At 66.8% G+C, this 17124-nt stretch carries 23 protein-coding genes; 10 read left to right on the top strand and 13 right to left on the bottom strand.

Annotation, left to right across the window (positions count from 1 at the left end; all coding sequences use genetic code 11):
• The first annotated feature begins 65 nt into the window (after positions 1 to 65).
• Positions 66 to 929, top strand: a complete 864-nt coding sequence (locus GV161_RS27230) for a tetratricopeptide repeat protein (protein ID WP_152013949.1) — start codon at positions 66 to 68, stop codon at positions 927 to 929.
• A gap of 58 nt (positions 930 to 987) precedes the next feature.
• Positions 988 to 1356: a hypothetical protein gene (locus GV161_RS27225; RefSeq protein ID WP_152013950.1), complete on the top strand. Its 369-nt coding sequence runs from the start codon at positions 988 to 990 to the stop codon at positions 1354 to 1356.
• A 13-nt stretch (positions 1357 to 1369) separates the two neighbouring features.
• Here GV161_RS27225 and GV161_RS27220 read toward each other — a convergent pair whose 3' ends face one another.
• The 4 genes from GV161_RS27220 to GV161_RS27205 all read right to left on the bottom strand — a co-directional run bounded on the left by GV161_RS27220 (position 1370) and on the right by GV161_RS27205 (position 3443).
• Positions 1370 to 1660 (bottom strand): putative quinol monooxygenase, encoded by a 291-nt coding sequence (locus GV161_RS27220; RefSeq protein ID WP_152013951.1) that lies wholly within the window; start codon positions 1658 to 1660, stop codon positions 1370 to 1372.
• A gap of 2 nt (positions 1661 to 1662) precedes the next feature.
• On the bottom strand, positions 1663 to 2442 hold the full coding sequence (gene xth / locus GV161_RS27215) for an exodeoxyribonuclease III (protein ID WP_152013952.1): 780 nt from the start codon (positions 2440 to 2442) through the stop codon (positions 1663 to 1665).
• A 58-nt stretch (positions 2443 to 2500) separates the two neighbouring features.
• Positions 2501 to 2902: a hypothetical protein gene (locus tag GV161_RS27210; protein ID WP_152013953.1), complete on the bottom strand. Its 402-nt coding sequence runs from the start codon at positions 2900 to 2902 to the stop codon at positions 2501 to 2503.
• Positions 2903 to 3002: 100 nt separating this feature from the next.
• Positions 3003 to 3443: a BA14K family protein gene (locus tag GV161_RS27205; protein WP_152013954.1), complete on the bottom strand. Its 441-nt coding sequence runs from the start codon at positions 3441 to 3443 to the stop codon at positions 3003 to 3005.
• Between the two features lie 209 nt (positions 3444 to 3652).
• Between GV161_RS27205 and GV161_RS27200 the strand changes: the two genes are divergently transcribed.
• Positions 3653 to 4222, top strand: a complete 570-nt coding sequence (locus GV161_RS27200) for a TIGR00645 family protein (protein WP_152013955.1) — start codon at positions 3653 to 3655, stop codon at positions 4220 to 4222.
• Positions 4223 to 4225: 3 nt separating this feature from the next.
• Here GV161_RS27200 and GV161_RS27195 read toward each other — a convergent pair whose 3' ends face one another.
• From GV161_RS27195 to GV161_RS27175, 5 genes are all read right to left on the bottom strand, one after another.
• Positions 4226 to 4831, bottom strand: coding sequence for an HAD-IA family hydrolase (locus GV161_RS27195; RefSeq protein ID WP_152013987.1), 606 nt, complete (start codon positions 4829 to 4831; stop codon positions 4226 to 4228).
• Positions 4832 to 4836: 5 nt separating this feature from the next.
• Complete coding sequence (locus GV161_RS27190; RefSeq protein ID WP_152013956.1) at positions 4837 to 6342, bottom strand: ATP-binding protein; 1506 nt, start codon at positions 6340 to 6342, stop codon at positions 4837 to 4839.
• Positions 6343 to 6470: 128 nt separating this feature from the next.
• Positions 6471 to 6836 carry an Atu4866 domain-containing protein gene (locus tag GV161_RS27185; RefSeq protein ID WP_152013957.1) on the bottom strand — a complete coding sequence of 122 codons (366 nt, stop codon included), beginning with the start codon at positions 6834 to 6836 and terminating at the stop codon, positions 6471 to 6473.
• A gap of 11 nt (positions 6837 to 6847) precedes the next feature.
• Complete coding sequence (locus GV161_RS27180; protein WP_244624015.1) at positions 6848 to 7249, bottom strand: carboxymuconolactone decarboxylase family protein; 402 nt, start codon at positions 7247 to 7249, stop codon at positions 6848 to 6850.
• Between the two features lie 70 nt (positions 7250 to 7319).
• Positions 7320 to 8045: an SDR family oxidoreductase gene (locus GV161_RS27175; RefSeq protein ID WP_152013959.1), complete on the bottom strand. Its 726-nt coding sequence runs from the start codon at positions 8043 to 8045 to the stop codon at positions 7320 to 7322.
• Positions 8046 to 8164: 119 nt separating this feature from the next.
• On the opposite strand from GV161_RS27175, the gene GV161_RS27170 reads away from it, so the two are divergent.
• Both GV161_RS27170 and GV161_RS27165 read left to right on the top strand, forming a co-directional pair.
• Entirely contained in the window at positions 8165 to 9100 is a 936-nt protein-coding gene (locus GV161_RS27170) for a LysR family transcriptional regulator (RefSeq protein ID WP_152013960.1), read from the top strand.
• 139 nt (positions 9101 to 9239) lie between these two features.
• Positions 9240 to 9953: a DNA helicase gene (locus GV161_RS27165; RefSeq protein WP_152013961.1), complete on the top strand. Its 714-nt coding sequence runs from the start codon at positions 9240 to 9242 to the stop codon at positions 9951 to 9953.
• 64 nt (positions 9954 to 10017) lie between these two features.
• On the opposite strand, the gene GV161_RS27160 is transcribed toward GV161_RS27165, so the two are convergent.
• Complete coding sequence (locus GV161_RS27160; RefSeq protein WP_152013962.1) at positions 10018 to 10299, bottom strand: YARHG domain-containing protein; 282 nt, start codon at positions 10297 to 10299, stop codon at positions 10018 to 10020.
• Between the two features lie 330 nt (positions 10300 to 10629).
• Between GV161_RS27160 and GV161_RS27155 the strand changes: the two genes are divergently transcribed.
• Positions 10630 to 11412, top strand: a complete 783-nt coding sequence (locus tag GV161_RS27155) for a DsbA family protein (RefSeq protein WP_152013963.1) — start codon at positions 10630 to 10632, stop codon at positions 11410 to 11412.
• A gap of 94 nt (positions 11413 to 11506) precedes the next feature.
• On the opposite strand, the gene GV161_RS27150 is transcribed toward GV161_RS27155, so the two are convergent.
• Positions 11507 to 12481 (bottom strand): helix-turn-helix domain-containing protein, encoded by a 975-nt coding sequence (locus tag GV161_RS27150; protein WP_244624011.1) that lies wholly within the window; start codon positions 12479 to 12481, stop codon positions 11507 to 11509.
• Positions 12482 to 12598: 117 nt separating this feature from the next.
• Here GV161_RS27150 and GV161_RS27145 point away from each other — a divergent pair, with 117 nt between their 5' ends.
• The 4 genes from GV161_RS27145 to aat all read left to right on the top strand — a co-directional run bounded on the left by GV161_RS27145 (position 12599) and on the right by aat (position 16099).
• Entirely contained in the window at positions 12599 to 13207 is a 609-nt protein-coding gene (locus GV161_RS27145; RefSeq protein WP_152013964.1) for an isochorismatase family protein, read from the top strand.
• A 191-nt stretch (positions 13208 to 13398) separates the two neighbouring features.
• On the top strand, positions 13399 to 13863 hold the full coding sequence (gene accB / locus GV161_RS27140; protein WP_152013965.1) for an acetyl-CoA carboxylase biotin carboxyl carrier protein: 465 nt from the start codon (positions 13399 to 13401) through the stop codon (positions 13861 to 13863).
• A gap of 29 nt (positions 13864 to 13892) precedes the next feature.
• Complete coding sequence (accC, locus tag GV161_RS27135; RefSeq protein WP_152013966.1) at positions 13893 to 15257, top strand: acetyl-CoA carboxylase biotin carboxylase subunit; 1365 nt, start codon at positions 13893 to 13895, stop codon at positions 15255 to 15257.
• A 164-nt stretch (positions 15258 to 15421) separates the two neighbouring features.
• Positions 15422 to 16099, top strand: coding sequence for a leucyl/phenylalanyl-tRNA--protein transferase (aat, locus tag GV161_RS27130; protein WP_152013967.1), 678 nt, complete (start codon positions 15422 to 15424; stop codon positions 16097 to 16099).
• A 7-nt stretch (positions 16100 to 16106) separates the two neighbouring features.
• Here the strand turns inward: aat and GV161_RS27125 are convergent, their stop codons facing one another.
• Together GV161_RS27125 and GV161_RS27120 are read right to left on the bottom strand one after the other, a co-directional pair.
• Positions 16107 to 16487, bottom strand: a complete 381-nt coding sequence (locus tag GV161_RS27125; protein WP_152013968.1) for a VOC family protein — start codon at positions 16485 to 16487, stop codon at positions 16107 to 16109.
• Positions 16488 to 16489: 2 nt separating this feature from the next.
• On the bottom strand, positions 16490 to 17095 hold the full coding sequence (locus tag GV161_RS27120; RefSeq protein ID WP_152013969.1) for a DUF2155 domain-containing protein: 606 nt from the start codon (positions 17093 to 17095) through the stop codon (positions 16490 to 16492).
• Positions 17096 to 17124: the final 29 nt, after the last annotated feature.

Below are 17124 nucleotides of genomic sequence, written 5' to 3'. Positions count from 1 at the left end.
CAGGAGCATTGCTTGCTCTGGGCTGCCAGTCGGCAGCCTGGGCGCAAAATGCGTCCGTGGAGCGCATGCCGCTGCCACCGCTCCCGATTCCAGGCGCCGCCCTGCCGGAGCCGGAGCTTGATAACCGCGTTGCGCCCGTGCCGCTCGCTCCCGGCCGCGGTGCGATCGCACCGGCGCCGAGCGGGCCTGCCGCCCACACCGCCCTGCCGATCGCTCCGTTCAGCAGCGCCCGCGACGCGCTGAAGGCCTGGATGCGCGATTCCACAGCCGGCGATCAGGCTGGCGCGGTCAAGGCGCTCGAATACGCCGCGGCCCAGGGCCATCTCGCCGCGCAGTTCAAGCTCGGCCGGGTCTACGCCAGCGGCGATGGCGTTCCGACCAATGATCTCAAGGCGTTCGAGTATTTCTCGAAGATCGCGGACGAGAACGCCGACGAGATTCCCGGCACCTCGGATGGGCGCATCGTCGCGGCCGCCTTCGTCGCGCTTGGCGGCTATTTCCTCGACGGGGTCAAGGGCACCTATGTGAAGCCCAATCCCGATCGCGCCTTCGACATGTTCCACTACGCCGCCTCCTATTTCGGCGACCCGGACGGCCAGTACAATCTTGCCCGGCTCTATCTCAACGGCACCGGCGTGGCGCGCGATCCGCGCCAGGCGGCGCGCTGGATGAAGCTCGCGGCCGAGAAGGGCCATGCCCCGGCGCGCGCCGTTTTCGGCGACATGCTGCTGCGTGGCGGTGACGGCGTGCCACGCCACCCGATCATGGGCCTGATGTGGCTGGCGCTGGCCCGCGAGGGCGCCGACATCGCCCGCGAAGGCTGGATCGTCGAGCGCTACGATGCCGCCTTCGCCAATGCGAGCGCGGGCGACCGGACGGCTGCGCTCGCCTTGGTCGAACGCCAGCACATCCGCGCCGAGCGGCGCTGACTGCATCCAAGGCCTGCAGGCCAAAGTAGCCGAGGTATCTAACTTCGGAGCTTCTGCCATGCGCGACGCTGTACGCCTCAGCTTCATCGCCGCCTTCGCGGCGCTTGTCATTCATGGCGCGGGGGCGCAGGAGCGCTTCGAAGACTGGCCCGTGTTGACGAATCCGTTCCCGAGCACGGGTGGCGGCGGCATCATGATCCACGACTACGATCCGGTCGTCGCCGGCGGCAAATGCACGACGAAGTTCCGCGCCGTCGAGCCGAACGGGACAACCTATCACAACCTGATCGAGTTCGAGGCGACTGAGACGCAGGGTGGTGTGCTCTGCAGCAACGGCCAATGGCGCTCGGCCGATGGCAGTGCCAGCGGCACGACGCCATTTCGGGTGTTCGTCAAGGACGGTGTCAGGCGCGGCTCGCCGCAATAGCGGGAGAGGACGGTTATCCCTTGAACGCATCCATCAGCGTGACGATGCAGTCCTGCCTCTGATGCTGGTTGATCAGCGGCACCAGCCGAGTGAAATGCTCGCTCCGGCAATGCGCGTCGAGCGCCGCCTGGTCCGGCCACTGCTCGACGAAGACGAAATGGCCGGGGTCATTCTGGTCGATGAAGAGATCGTAGGCGAGGCAGAGCGGCTCGGCCTGCGTTTTCTCGACGAGCTCCCGGTAGAGCGGCTTCACCAGCTCGACGCTTTCGAGCCTGATGAAGTCCTGGGCGATGACCTTTAGCACGCTCAGCTCAGCTCGATCAGCACCGGGACATGGTCCGAGGCCTTGTCCCAGCCGCGCACATGCTTGGCGATCGAGACGGCGCCGAGCTTGTCGGCCGCCTGCGGCGAGAGCAGGAGGTGGTCGATGCGGATGCCGTTGTTCCGCTGCCAGGCGCCGGCCTGATAGTCCCAGAAGGTGTAGAGGCCGGCCGCGTCGGTGGTGGCGCGTAGCGCCTCGGTGAAGCCGAGACTCTGCAGCTTGCGGAAGGCGGTGCGGGTCGGCGGCAGGAAGAGTGCGTCACCGGTCCAGGCGGCGGGGTCGCGGGCGTCGCGCGGCTCGGGGATGACGTTGTAGTCGCCGGCCAGCACCAGCGGCTCCTCATGCGCCAGCAGGCCCTTGGCATGGACCGCCAGCCGCTCCATCCAGGCGAGCTTGTAGGGGTATTTCTCGGTGTTCGGCGGGTTGCCGTTCGGCAGGTAGATCGAAGCGATGCGCACCACGCCGTCGCCCAGCGGCAGCACGCCTTCGAGATAGCGCGCCTGCTCATCGCTTTCGTCGCCCGGCAGGCCGCGGCGGACATCCTCGAGCTTGCTGCGCGAGATGATGGCGACGCCGTTGAAGCCCTTCTGGCCGTGGGTCGTGACCTGCCAGCCGGCCTCTTCGATCTCGGCGCGCGGGAAATCGGGATCGACGCATTTCAGCTCCTGCAGGCAGAGCGCGTCGGGCTCGGCTTCCTTCAGGAAGGCGAGGACATGGGTCAGCCGCTGGCGGATCGAATTGACGTTCCAGGTGGCAATGCGCACGGGCCGGCTCCGATTCAGACGAGCGCAGACTAAGAGCCGCCCGGGCCGTCAATGCAAGTCAGCAGCCGCGGCGAAACGGCCTTACCAAGCTTTCCGGGTCCATGCAGGCGACGAGATAGAAAACAGCGCCACCGAGAAGCCCGAGAAGGAAGGCTGGTAGCACCGCCAAGACGAGATACCCGCCGAGATCAGCGTTTGGGGTCGCGCCGAAAGGAAGCAGTAGCAGCCACGGAACGCTGGCGATGATGCCGCCGATCATCATGATCCGACGCAGCGTCGGCGTGACTTCACCGCGGAGCAAGAGCAGCGTCGGCAAGCCCAGTAGCAATGCGGCAGGATAGGCTCCAAAGCTCGCGATCAACTGGAAGTGCGAGAGATAACTCGCTTGCGACGGTGAACCGGACCAGACCCATCCCGCATAAAGCGCAGCCGGAACTGCCGGCGCGACGATCAGGGCCAAGATTGAGCGCCACAAGGGCGGGGGCGCATTCACAGCGCGGGCTCCGTCGGGATGGCAAGCCGCGCGCCCGGTGGCGCGCGGCTTGCCTCACGATAAGGGCTTACGGGCAGGCGCGAACCACGCCGCCGCTACCGATATAGGTGCCGGTCTCGGGGTCGTAGGTGCGGAAGCGGCGCGAGCAATAGGCGATCGCGTCGCCATCCGGCGCGGCGTAGACCGGGCCACGATAGACCGGGACAGGCTCGGCATAGACCGGGCCGGGCGCGAGCAGGGCGCCTGCCGCTAGCGCGCCGAGCGCGCCTGCCGCAATACCGGCGCCGACGGCTGCGCCGCGATTATAACGATAGCCCCGCCCATAATAGCCGCCGCGATAGCCGTAGCGCGGGCCGTAATAGCGACGGTACTGCACCTGCTCGACGAGATTGGTCGAGCCGGCGGTGGCAACGCTGGCCTGGGCCGGCGCGAGCGGGGCGGCGGCTGCCGGCGTTGCCAGGGCAAAACCGCCGGCGAGAGCGGCGGCGATCATCGTCGTCCTGATCATCTCGAACTCCTTGTCCCTCCCCGGATGGGAGGATTTCCGCGCGAACCTACCGGCATCGCCCGGACACTGTCACCTCAGCGTTAGGACTAGACGCAAAACGCGGCCAAATTTCAACGACTTCCGGCAGCTTTTGGCGTTTTTCGGCTTGCGCGTCGCCGCGTCAGGCCCCATTTCGCGTTTCCGCTTTGCACAATTGATCCGGGAGACCCATGTCGCACTCCGCCGAACCCGCCGACCTTCCCGCCAATGGGCCGCTGAAGCCATTGCCGATGGTGATCTTCGCCTCGCGCTGGCTGCAGGTGCCGCTTTATCTCGGGTTGATCGTGGCGCAGTGCGTCTACGTCTTCCTGTTCCTCAAGGAGCTCTGGCATCTGGTCAACCACGCCTTCGATTTCAGCGAGCAGCAGATCATGCTGGTCGTGCTGGGGCTGATCGACGTGGTGATGATCTCCAACCTGCTGATCATGGTGATCGTCGGCGGTTACGAGACCTTCGTTTCGCGCCTTCGGCTGCACAACCACCCCGACCAGCCGGAATGGCTGAGCCATGTCAACGCCTCGATCCTCAAGATCAAGCTCGCCATGGCGATCATCGGCATCTCCTCAATCCACCTGCTGCGGACCTTCATCGAGGCCGGCAATATCGGCGGCCCGACGGCGACGAACTACACGACCACGGGCGTGCTGCTGCAGACGCTGATCCACACCATTTTCATCTTCTCGGCGCTGGGCATCGCTTGGGTCGACCGGATGACGCTGGCGCCCGGCAAGGGCCATTGAGGATCATTCGCCAGCCTCGGCAACAATGTCGCCGAGGCGCCGAGGGGCCGTCCAATGGACGGCCCGCCAGCCGGCTTGCCGGGCAGCACTGATATTCTCGACGGTATCGTCGATCAGCAGCAGCGCTTCGGGCGGCTCGCCCAGTGCTTGCTCGATGTGGCGATAGAAGGCGGAATCCGGCTTTCGGGCGCCGATCGCTGCCGAATAGTAGAAGTGGTCGACATGGCCTGCGAGGCCCAGTTGCTCCGAAAGATAGTGTGCGCGCAGATGCTCCTGATTGCTCGCCAAGGCGACGGTCAGGCCGTCGCGGCGCAGCGACGCGATATCCTGCAGCAGGGCCTCTTCCAGGCGTGCGTCGTGCGCGAACCAGTACTCCAGCAGAGCCTCGCTGCTTACTGAAGGAGCGATCTCGGCCAGGACCGGCGCAAGCGTTTCGCGCAGTCCCACGCGGCCCGTGACGACGTCGGTCCAGTGGTGGGCGAAGAATCGCCGCTGAAGCAGATCTGATGCAATGCCGAGATCGCGCTCGAGATCATGGCTCCAGTGCAGCCCATCCGCCGGCCGACCGGTGACCAGCACGCCGTCGACATCGAGGAGGACGGCGCGGATCACATCTAGCCTCGTGCCCGCCTCGGCGGCAGGCCCTTGACCAACGGCGAGGCGAGGCCCGGCGCGGTCTCGACGCCGAGCGCCGGCAAAGCCAGCGTGCGCTGGCCACGGAAATCGACATGGCAGACAAGGAGGCCGCGCTCCTCGATATAGCCGATCAGGCGGCGCGCCCGACTCGGCGAGTGGCTGCCATAAGCTTCTGCCAGTTCGGCATCGGAGGGGCAGGGCGCCCCTTCGATCGCGCTGCGCGCGATGAACAGGAAGAGCCCGTGCAGGTCCTCGGGCAGGGTCTCTGCCGCGGTCAGCGCCTTCTCCCAGGCATCGGAGGACAGGACCTCCTCGCTCGCTCCGGCGCGGGCGACCGCAAGCCGCTTGCGGAAGGCATCCAGACTGGTCTCCGGCCCGCTGACGCGGCGCATCCGGCAGCGCACGGTGAAGTCCTGGTAGAGCACCGCGACCGGCCGGTCGCGCGCCTCGGGATCGTCGAGCAGTTCGTTGAGGATCTCGACCAGCGCCGCGGCGCGCTCGGCCGGATCCATCTCGATCTCGGGCTCGGGCGGCGGCACCGGCTGGTGCGTCTCGATGCGGCGGATGATCTCGGGCGCCACTGCCGGTCGTGGGCGCGGCTGCTTCGGCCAGGGCGCCGGCGCGACCTCGTCCTCCCCGGCGGTGAAGATCAGCTTGCTGGCGTCCTCCGGCGCCTGATCGGGCAAAGGCAGCAGGCCGGGCGCGCCACCGCGATCGACCGAGGCGACCGGGCCGATCCGGACCGGCAGCGGCTTCTTCGACAGGGCGGGACCGAGCGCGACGAACTGGCCGCGTTCGAGATCACGGAACATCTCGGCCTGGCGCCGGTCCATGCCGAGCAGGTCGGCGGCGCGCTGCATGTCGATGTCGAGGAAGGTGCGGCCCATCAGGAAGTTGGAGGCCTCGGCCGCGACGTTCTTGGCGAGCTTGGCGAGGCGCTGCGTCGCGATCACGCCGGCAAGGCCGCGCTTGCGGCCACGGCACATCAGGTTGGTCATCGCGCCGAGCGAGAGGCGCCGCGCCTCGTCCGAGGCCTCGCCCGCCATCACCGGCGCGAAGAGCTGGGCTTCGTCGACCACGACCAGCATCGGGTACCAATGAGCGCGGTCGATATCGAAGAGCCCGCCGAGGAAGGCGGCGGTGGCGCGCAATTGCTCGTCGGCGTCGAGCTCCTCGAGGTTGAGAACCACCGAGACGCGATGCTGGCGCACGCGCAGCGCGATCTTCTGCAATTCGACCGGGCTCGCGGTGCCGTCGACCACGACATGGCCGAACTGGTCGGCCAGCGAGACGAAGTCGCCTTCGGGATCGACGATGGCCTGCTGCACCAGTGGTGCGCTCTGCTCGAGCAGGCGGCGCAGCAGATGCGACTTTCCCGAGCCGGAATTGCCCTGGACCAGCAGGCGCGTCGCCAGCAATTCGGCGAGGTTAAGCTCAGCGGGCTCGCCGCCGCGCGTCGACCCCATGTCGATGCCAGTCTTCATGCCGGGAATCCAGGCCGCTCCTTGCCGTGGCGGAAAACGTAAGGCGGCGCTTCTAGCACGCTCGCCGGCAAGTAAGGCAAGGCCCGGCCTGCATTCCACAGCTTTGCGCGGCGCAGGGCGGGCTCCGGTCAGCGCCGCCGCAGGACCATGCCGCCATGGTGCAGTGTGTCCACGTCGACGAAGGTGCCGTCGGCGGTGAAGCCGGTGTCGTCCCAGTACTCGATATAGCTGCCGGTGACCTTGTAACGGCCGCGATAGGCGCTCTCGCGATTGCCGCGCGCCTCGTCATAGCGGCCATTCGGCAGCAATTCGTGGCGGACATGATTGTCGGCGGTGACCCACATGCCGACATAAGGGTGGTTTTGCGGGTTATCGGTGGCGGCTGCCTGAGCGGTCTGCATGCGTGGGGATCCTTCCGGTCCGTTCTGGATGGTCGTGGCGAGGCCGATGCCGGCGGCCAGCAGCAGCGACGCGTTCGCGAGCAGGGTGTTCATGGTCGTTCCCCTCACTGCCTGCGGCGTTCGGCGAAGAGCTCCGACAGAGCCTGCGATGCCGCGATCGCGCGTGAGATCCCGGCCGGCACGGTGATCAGGTAGACGATCTCCTTCAGCTCTCCCTCGGACACGCCGATGTTGAGCGCGTAGCCGGCATGGACTTTCATGAAGGCGGTCTGGCCGGTCGCGGCGAAGGCTGCGACCGCTGCGAGCTGGCGTGTGCGGCTGTCGAGGCCGGTTCGCGACCAGACATCGCCGAGCGCATAGGCCTCGGTCGCCTCGGCCAGGAAAGGAAACTCCTGCCGCATGCGTTCCAGCGCCTGCTGCGGCTCGCCCTTGTTCAGGCTGCGGATGACGGCCTCACCGCGCTTGCGCCGCTCCTCACTCGATTCGGCGATGGCGGGGGCGGGCATCGCCGCGATGGCGAAGGCGGCTGCGGCGGCGCGCAGCGGGGATGGCATGGTCAGGGTCATGGCTTCCTCCTCAGTGGGTGGCGGTGGGGCGGACGACGATCTCGTTGACGTCGACATCATCAGGCTGCTCGACGGCGAAGCGCACGGCACGGCCGATCGCATCGGGCTGGAGCGCGATGGCGCGGTACGTCCTCATCAGCTCGGCCGCGGCCGGATCGGTGATGGTGCTCGCAAGTTCGCTCTCGACCACGCCGGGATGGATGCAGGTGACGCGCAGGTCGGAGTGCTCCTGGCGCAAGCCGTCGGAGATGGCGCGCACCGCGTATTTCGTCGCGCAGTAGACGGCAGCCGTCGGTGACACCGCGAGAGCGCCGATCGAGGCGATATTGATGATCTGGCCCGAGCCGCGCGCCAGCATCTGCGGCAACACCGCGGCGATGCCGTAGAGCACGCCCTTGATGTTGACGTCGATCATTCGATCCCACTCGTCGACCTTGAGCGAGGCCATCAGCGAAAGCGGCATCACGCCGGCATTGTTGACGATGACGTCGACACGGCCGAAGGCCTCGCGTGCCGCATCGGCGAAGGCCGCGACATCGGCGCGATCGGTGACGTCGAGCCGGCTTGTGCGGACGTCGCCGCCCTTTGCTGTCAGTTCGTCGGCGAGTGCGTCGAGGCGTTCCGTGCGACGCGCGCCGAGCATCAGCTTCGCCCCGGATGCCGCGAGCTCGCGAGCGATGCCGACGCCGATACCGCTGGAAGCGCCGGTGATGAGGACGACCTTGTCGATGGCCATGTCTGCTCCGTCTGGTTGTTCCGTGGAACCGCGCTGTTGCGGTTGCCTGAAAGCTAGGAGCAAGTCATTGTCGCGATAAGCCGCTCATTTATTTCCATACTGGAGAGTTTTTCTAACCAATGGAGATGGATCTCAACGCACTCGCTGTGTTCGTTCTCGTCGCCGAGGAGAGGAGCTTTCGTGGCGCGGCGGACCGTGTCGGCGTGACGCGATCGGCGGTCAGCCAGACGATCAGGAAGCTCGAGGAGCGGCTGGGCATCGCCCTGGTGCAGCGTACGACACGCAGCGTCAGTCTGACCGAGGCGGGCGAGCGTCTCCTCGCCGATCTCGATCCCGCCCTGTCGGATCTGCGCGCTGCCGTCGAGGCGACACGGGATTTGCGGGCTGGGCCGCGCGGACGCCTGCGCCTGGCGGTCTCGTCGATCGCCGAGCGCTTTCTGTCGGGGCCGTTCCTGGCGAGCTTCGTCGCGGGCCATCCCGAGGTCGAGCTCGACATCACCGTGACCGACGAGGAGTTCGATATCGTCGCCGCGGGCTACGATGCCGGTGTCAGGCTCGGCGAGGTCATCGAGCAGGATATGATCGCCATTTCGATCGGCGGCGAGGAGCGCCAGCTCGCCGTCTGCGCGCCGGCCTATCGCGAGCGCTTCGGCGTGCCGGCCCATCCGCGCCAACTGGCGGCGCATCGCTGCATCGGCTGGCGACCGGGCCCAAAGCTGCCGCCCTATCGCTGGGAGTTCGCCGAGGATGACAGGGAGTTCAGCGTCGCCGTCGCGCCGGAGATCACGGCGAGCGACATGGCGCTGATGATCAAGCTCGCGGTGGCGGGAGCCGGCATCACCTTCGGCATGGAAGAGAGCTTCCGGCCGGCGATGGCGCGTGGCGAGCTGGTGCCGCTGCTGGAGGAGTTCTGCCCCTATTTCGCGGGCTTTTATCTTTACTACCCCAGCCGCCGCGCCATGGCACCGAAGCTGCGCGCCCTGGTCGACCATCTGCGCGGCTTCGATTGGGACAGGCGCAAGGCGACGACCAGAACGGGATCGGCTATGATCTGATTCTAGGCGCTGCCCGCGCCTCCACCCTCCATCAGGGAAGCACGCTGCCGTGCAGGGCCTATCCAATCGTCGAACCGACTGTTCGAGCGCTGCGCATAAGGAGGGGTTGCGGACTTCGCTCGCATCAGGAGGTCCATCGATGAAGCTTTCCGCACCCGTCTATCGTCTGAAGCGCAAGGCCAAGGAATTGGCGCGCAAGGATGACATCCCGCTCCATCTGGCGCTCGACCGCGTCGCCGTCGGCGAAGGTTTCGGCGCCTGGAGCCTGCTTGCGTCCAAATCCGCCGAGAGCCTGTCCGCCGAGGGGCTGCTGGTCCGCCTGATGCCGGGAGACCTGTTGCTGATCGGCGCGCGGCCCGGGCACGGCAAGACGCTGCTCAGCCTCCAGCTCGCGGTCGAGGCGATGAAGGCAGGCCGCCGCGCGCTCTTCTTCACGCTGGAATATACGGCCAGGGATGTGCTTGGCCGCTTTCGGGCGCTTGGTGTCGATCCCGCCCAATTCGAGGCGCTGTTCTCCTTCGACGATTCGGAGGCGATCAGCGCCGACCACATCATGCGGGCTCTCGCAGAGGCGCCGCGCGGCACGCTGGCGATCGTCGACTATCTGCAACTGCTCGACCAGAAGCGCGGCAATCCCGAGTTGGGCGTCCAGATCAGCGCGCTCAAGGCCTTTGCGGAGGCGAGGGGCGTGATCCTGGCCTTCATCTCGCAGATCGATCGTTCCTACGATCCCGCGCTGAAACCCTGCCCGGACCTGAGCGATATCCGCCTGCCGAACCCGCTCGACCTGTCGCTGTTCAGCAAGAGCTGCTTCCTGAACGAGGGCGAGGTGCGTTTCCAGGCCGCGAGCTAGCGGCCTTGAAATAGTCCGTCATTCCGGCGCTGCGGCCGGAATGACGGTGAATGACAATCGTCGTTCAGCGCGGGCAGCGGCTCGTGCGCTCGGCACGCTGGATATCGGCGACGACGCGGCGCTGTGTCGCCGAGAGCGGCACGTCCTCGACATTGTCGTACTGGCAGCCGGCATTGCCGAAGGCGCTGATGCCGCGCTGGGTGCGGAAGCAATAGCCCTGCGCCTTGTAGATCTCGTTGCGCTGGTACCAGAGGTCCTCGCAGCTCTGGGCGGCCGCGGGAGTCGCAGTCGCGAAGAACGGCAGGGCGATGCCGAGAGCGAGGACGGGGATGGGCAGCTTCGACATGACGACCTCTTGCGGTGCGAACGTTATGTTGTCGCCCTTTGCGGACGCGACAAGTCTTTTCGCTCGCTGCCATGGCAGGATCACGATCTTGTTGCAGGAGGGCGTGATCGCCCCGCTGGCAAAGCTGTGAATTGACGCAGCCTCGCCTGCGGAGGACAAGAATTGAGGGATTTTTCAGCCTTTCGTCTCCCACATGGAGGCGAGCCGGGCGCCGGCCAAATTGCCGCAGGGATCGCCTGCGGCACTGCGCGCAGGCGCCGTCATCGGGTATGTTCCTCCCGACAAACAATGATAGTGCGCGCGAATCGCGCCCTGGAAAGGACCGCCGTCATGATCTTCTCTTCGCTGCGCCGTCTGGCGCTCGCCGGCATCGCCGCCTGTGCGCTTGGCGTTGCCGTCGCGCCGGCCCAGGCCCAGTCGCTCTCGGCCGAGCAACGCAGCGCCGTGGTCGAGCTGATCAAGGAGACCCTGCTGAAGAATCCGGAGCTGATCCAGGAGGCGCTGGTCGAGCTCGAGAAGCGCAACCAGGTCGCGCAGGTCGAGGCGCAGCGCAATGCGCTCTCGGCCGAGAAGGCGAGCCTGACCGACCCCGCGACCTCGGTGATCGCCGGCAACCCGCAGGGTGACGTCACTCTCGTCGAGTTCATGGATTACAATTGCGGCTTCTGCAAAAGGGCGATGGAAGACGTCCGCGTCCTCGCCAAGGACGATCCCAAGCTCAAGGTCGTGATCAAGGACTTCCCGATCCTCGGCCCTGACTCGGTCGAGGCCAGCCGCGTCGCCATCGCCGTGAAGAACCAGCTCCAGGGCCAGAAGTACTGGGACTTCCATCTCAAGCTGATGGCGACCAAGGGCCGGATCAACGGCGCCAAGGCGCTGGAGATCGCCAAGGAAGCCGGCGCCGACATCGAGCGCGTCAAGAAGGAGATCGATGCTCCGGCGACGCGCGCCGTGATCGAGCAGACGGTCGCGCTCGGCGATCGGCTCGGCCTCACCGGCACGCCGGCCTTCATCATCGGCGACGAGGTGGTGTTCGGCGCGGTCGGCCAGGCGGCGCTGAAGCAGAAGATCGAAGCCGTCCGCAAATGCGGCAAAGCGACCTGCAGCGGCTGAGGCCGCGAACAGCGATCGCCGGACATAACGAGGGCAACCCGGTGATCACGCTGGGTTGCCCTTTTTGTTTGGCGAGATCGGAGGCGTTGCGGACCTAGGCCGCGTTCTTCCTGAATTGCCGGCGATAGCTGGCCGGCGAGATCGAAAAAGCCCGGGTGAAATGCTGCCGAAGCGAGACGGCCGAGCCGAAGCCGGCCATCTCGGCGATCTGCTCGATCGAGCAATCGCCGGTTTCGAGCCGCCGCTGTGCCTCGGCGAGGCGGTGGTTCAGCAGCCATTGCACGACGGTCACGCCCGTCTTCTGCTTGAAGCGGCGCGTGAAGCTGCGCAGGCTCATCCCGGCGCGCGCCGCCAGCTGCTCCAGGCCGAGCGGCTGGTTGAGATGCGCGAGCGCCCATTCCAGCGTCGACGAGAGCTGATCGCGATTGCCGAAGGCGGGCAGGGGGCTCTCGATATACTGCGCCTGTCCACCATGGCGATGTGGCGCGACCACCAGCCGCCGGGCGATGCGATTGGCGATCTCGGCGCCGTGGTCGCGACGGATCAGGTGCAGGCAGCAATCGATCGCCGCCGCCGTTCCCGCCGAGGTCAGGATATCGCCATCGTCGACATAGAGCGCGTTCCGATCCAGCGCGACGTCCGGATAGGCCCGCTCGAATTCGTCGGCCCAGGCCCAGTGCGTCGACGCGGTGCGGCCCTCCAGCAATCCCGCGCGCGCCAGGACGAAGGTTCCCAGGCATAGTCCGACGATCCGGGCGCCGCGCGCATGGGCGGTTCGCAGGGCATCCAGCAGAGCGTCGGAAGGTGGGTCGATCGGATCGCGCCAGGCCGGGACGATCACGGTGTCGGCCTCGGAAAGGGCTTCGAGCCCGTGCTGCACGCCGATCTGGAAGCCGGAGATCGTCGGGATCAGCCCGGTGTTCTCGCCGCAGATCAGCAGGCGGTAGCGCGGCGCTCCCAGCTTCAGCAGATCGTCGCCGAAGACGATGCAGGGAATCGAGAGATGGAAGGGGATGACCCCCTCATAGGCGAGGACGGCGACGGTGTGCATGGCAAGGCCGATGGTCAAAGTGTTTGGCCGGATCCTATCACATATTGTCTTTCGGGCCACTTTCGCGCAGCCGGCAATCGGTCAGTCTTGGGCAGCAACAGACACGGCCCAAGAGACATGACGAAGGAGCCAGCCATGACCCAGACCATTCGACAGATGATCGGCGCGAGCGCCCCCGATTCCCTCGACCCGGCAACGAGCGCCTTGCTGGTGATCGATTTCCAGAAGGAGTATTTCGACGGTGCCATGCCGATCCCGGACGGGGCCAAGGCCCTGGCCAATGCCAGGCGGCTGATCGACAAGGCCGACGGCTCCGGCATCCCAGTCTACCACATCCAGCATGTGACTCCGGCCGGTGCGCCGATCTTCGCCGAGGATGGCGAGACGGTCGCCTTTCATCCGCTGGTCACGCCGGCACCGCACCATGAGACGGTGCGGAAGAGCTCGGTCAGCGTCTTTCTGACCACCGATATCGACGCCCGGCTCAAGGCCCGCGGCGTGAAGACCCTGATCGTCAGCGGCTTGATGACCCATGCCTGCGTTGCAGGGGCGACGCGCGACGCAGTCCCGCTCGGCTACGCTGTCATCGTCGCGGCCGATGCCTGCGCCACGCGCGACATCACCGGGCCGGACGGGGTGGCCGTGCCGCATGCGGAATTGCACCGATCGTCGCTGGTGGCGCTCGCCGACACCTTCGCCGACGTGCTTGATACGGACGCCATTCTGGCGCTGCCCGGCGCCTGAGAAAGGGGACCAGCCCCGTTTCGCCTTGGACGGGGCACCTTTCACCCTTTTCCTGATGCTCGGTTCCGGGTAAAGACGCGCGACATCGCGAGGCTGCCGGCTTGATCCGGCGCCATTCATTCGCATATGCGCATCCTCTTCGGGACCTGCCGTCCCGCCCAATCGAGCTCACGAAGACGGTGAAATCCGCCATGGCGACCAAGAGCCCCATCGATCCCGAACTCGTGCGCGAGATGGCGCAACTGATCAACGAGACCGATCTGACCGAGATCGAGGTGCAGAAGGGCGACCTGCGCATCCGCGTCGCCCGTACCATCACGGCGACGGTGATGGCGCCGGTCGCGGCTGCGCCGGCCTATGCCCCTGCGCCTGTGGCGGCCGCCGTTGCCGCTCCGGCCGACGCCAAGGCAGCCGCTGCCCATCCCGGCACGGTCAACTCGCCGATGGTCGGCACCGCCTATCGCCGGCCCTCGCCGGAGGCCAAGCCGTTCATCGAGATCGGCCAGGAGGTGAAGGCCGGGGAGCGCGTGCTGCTCGTCGAAGCCATGAAGACCTTCAACGACATCGTCGCCCCGCGCGCCGGCAAGGTCGTCGCCATCCTGGTCGAGGACGGCCAGCCGGTCGAATACGGCGAGCCCCTGCTGGTGATCGAGTGAGGATTCATCCGGGCGGGAGCGGGCTCAAGATGTTCGACAAGATCCTGATCGCCAATCGCGGCGAGATCGCGCTGCGGGTGCTGCGGGCCGCCAAGGAACTCGGCATCGCGACGGTGGCGGTCCACTCGACCGCCGACGCCAACGCCATGCATGTGCGCCTCGCCGACGAGAGCGTCTGTATCGGCCCGCCGCCGGCGCGCGAGAGCTATCTCAACATCCCGGCCCTGATCGCCGCCTGCGAGATCACCGGCGCCGATGCGGTCCACCCCGGCTACGGCTTCCTGTCCGAGAACGCCCGCTTCGCCGAGATCCTCGAGCGGCACAACATCGCCTTCATCGGCCCCAAGGCCGAGCATATCCGCAGCATGGGCGACAAGATCGAGGCCAAGCGCACCGCCAAGCGCCTCGGCATCCCCTGCGTGCCGGGCTCCGAGGGCGGCGTCGCCGATGACGAGGAGGCGCTGCGCATCATCAGAGAGATCGGCCTGCCCGTCATCATCAAGGCGGCATCCGGCGGCGGCGGCAAGGGCATGAAGGTCGTGCGCAGCGAGGACGAGGTCTCCGTCGCGCTCGCCACGGCCCGCAGCGAAGCCAAGGCCAATTTCGGCGATGATGCCGTCTACATCGAGAAATACCTCGAAAAGCCGCGCCATATCGAAATCCAGGTGCTCGGCGACGGCAAGGGCCGGGCGATCCATCTCGGCGAGCGTGACTGCTCGCTGCAGCGCCGCCACCAGAAGGTCTGGGAGGAGGGGCCGTCCCCGGCTCTCAACGCCGGCGAACGCGACAAGATTGGCAATGTCTGCGCCAAGGCGATGGCCGATATGGGCTATCTCGGCGCCGGCACGATCGAGTTCCTCTACGAGGACGGCGAATTCTACTTCATCGAGATGAACACCCGCATCCAGGTCGAGCATCCGGTCACCGAGATGATCACCGGGATCGACCTCGTCAATGAGCAGATCCGGATCGCCGCGGGTGCGCCGCTCTCGATCAGCCAGAAGGACGTCGTCATCGAGGGCCATGCCATCGAATGCCGCGTCAATGCCGAGCATCACGCGACCTTCCGGCCCTCGCCGGGCAAGATCGCCTCGTTCCACACGCCAGGCGGGCTCGGCGTGCGCGTCGATTCGGCGGCCTATCAGGGTTATGTCATCCCGCCGCATTACGACTCGCTGGTCGGCAAGCTGATCGTGCATGGCCGCAACCGGGCAGAATGCCTGATGCGTCTGCGCCGTTCGCTCGACGAGTTCGTCGTCGACGGCGTCGATACCACGCTGCCGCTGTTCCGCACGCTGGTGCGCAACCCGGACATCCTGAACGGCGACTACAACATCCACTGGCTGGAGAAATTCCTGGCCAATGGCGGCATGGATCAGCCGGGCGAGGCGTGAGCCTGGCACACACCGTCATGCTCGGGCTTGACCCGAGCATCTCTTGCCGGAAGGGGGGCTGATCGGCGCCTTCTCGTCCTGAGATTCTCGGGTCTGCGCTTCGCTTCGCCCGAGAATGACGGTCAACGTTTGACTCAACCGCCGACCCGCGCTCCCATCGCCGCATGAAGGCCCGTTCCACACCCGCGCGCGCGCCGGCGATCACGCCGGAGATCCTGCTGCGCGCCTATGCGGCCGGCGTCTTCCCGATGGCGGAGAGCGCCGACGATCCCGGCCTGTTCTGGGTCGAGCCGGAAATCCGCGGCATCATCCCGCTCGACGCCTTCCATCTGCCGGGCCGGTTGGCGCGCACTGTCCGCTCCGATCGTTTCGAGATCCGGATCGATCACGACTTCGCCCGTGTGATCGCGGCCTGCGCTGAAAGCCGGCCGGACCGGGCCGAGACCTGGATCAATGGCCGTATCCGGGCGCTATATGGCGAGCTGTTCCATCTCGGCTATGTCCACACTGTCGAGTGCTGGCGCGAGGGCAGGCTGGCCGGGGGGCTCTATGGCCTGTCGCTGGGTGGCGCCTTCTTTGGCGAGAGCATGTTCCACCGCGAGACCGACGCCTCGAAGGTGGCGCTGGTGCATCTCATCGCCCGGCTCCGGCGCGGCGGCTACCGATTGCTCGATACCCAGTTCCAGACCGCGCATCTCTCCCAGTTCGGCACGCGCGAGGTCCCGCGCGAGGCCTATCGCGAACTGCTCGACGCGGCGGTCGCAGCCGATGGCGACTGGTGGGCCTGGCCCGCCGGGCAGGCGGTCACCGGGGGCGAGGCGCTCGCGGAACTCTCCGGCTGAGAGCCGATCAGGTCGCCTGTCCGCCGCTTGCCATCGGCGAGGGCTCCCAGAGCTCGATCGGATTGCCCTCGGGATCGTGGATGCGGCAGAAGCGGCCGACTTCCGAATCCCATTCCGGGCGGGTCTCGACCGCAATGCCAGCGGCGCGGAGCGAAGCCATCATCGCATCAAGATCGTCGACGCGGAAATTGACCATCCATTGCTGGTCCGGCCTGCCGAAATAGTCCGTCTTTGCAGCGAAGGGGCCGAAGATGGTCGGGCCGGCGTCCTGACGCCAGACCGCCTTGCTCATGTTCGCGATGCCGAGATGAAGCTCGTACCAGGCCGACAGGGCCTGCGGGTCGCGACTGCGGAAGAACAGGCCACCAATGCCGGTGACCCGCGCCATGGTCAGTTGTTGCCGGCCGGGTCGCGCCCGGGCGCAGGATTGGTCGGGAAGAAGCGCTGCGACGGCGTCTGGCGCGGCTGCACCGGCACGCCCTGCGGCGGGGCGACATCGATGCGCTGGTTCTGCGGCGGCGTCTGCTGGGCCGGACGGGCCGGGCGGCGCTGCTCGGGAGTGAGAGGCGGGGGCGCGGTCTCCGGCTCCTTCGGATCGACCACCAGCTCGGTGCCGCCTTTGCAGTCGGTCAGCCAGACGTCGTAGATCGCGTGCTCGACGCCATGCAGGCCGGGGCTGGACGCATACATCCAGCCGGTGAAGATGCGCCGGTACTCGTTGTTGAAGGTGACCTCGTCGACCTCGGTGAAGGAGGTCGTCTGCGGCGCCTCGGTCGGCGGCCGGGTCCAGCAGATGCGCGGCGTGATCTGCAGCGCGCCGAACTGCACGGTCTCGTCGATCGCCACCTCGAAGGAGATGATCCGGCCGGTGATCTTGTCGAGTCCGGCGAAGACCGCCGTCGGATTGCGGATGCGGTCGGCCTTGGCGGGGACGGCCAGTGCGAGCGCTGCGCCGGAGACGGCGGCGAGGGCGAGGATCCTGCGGAGCGAAGGCATGCCGGTATGCGATTCTCTTCAAGCGGGCC

Source organism: Bosea sp. 29B, from assembly GCF_902506165.1.
Classification (GTDB): domain Bacteria; phylum Pseudomonadota; class Alphaproteobacteria; order Rhizobiales; family Beijerinckiaceae; genus Allobosea.
This window is presented reverse-complemented; position numbering and strand designations above follow the sequence as displayed.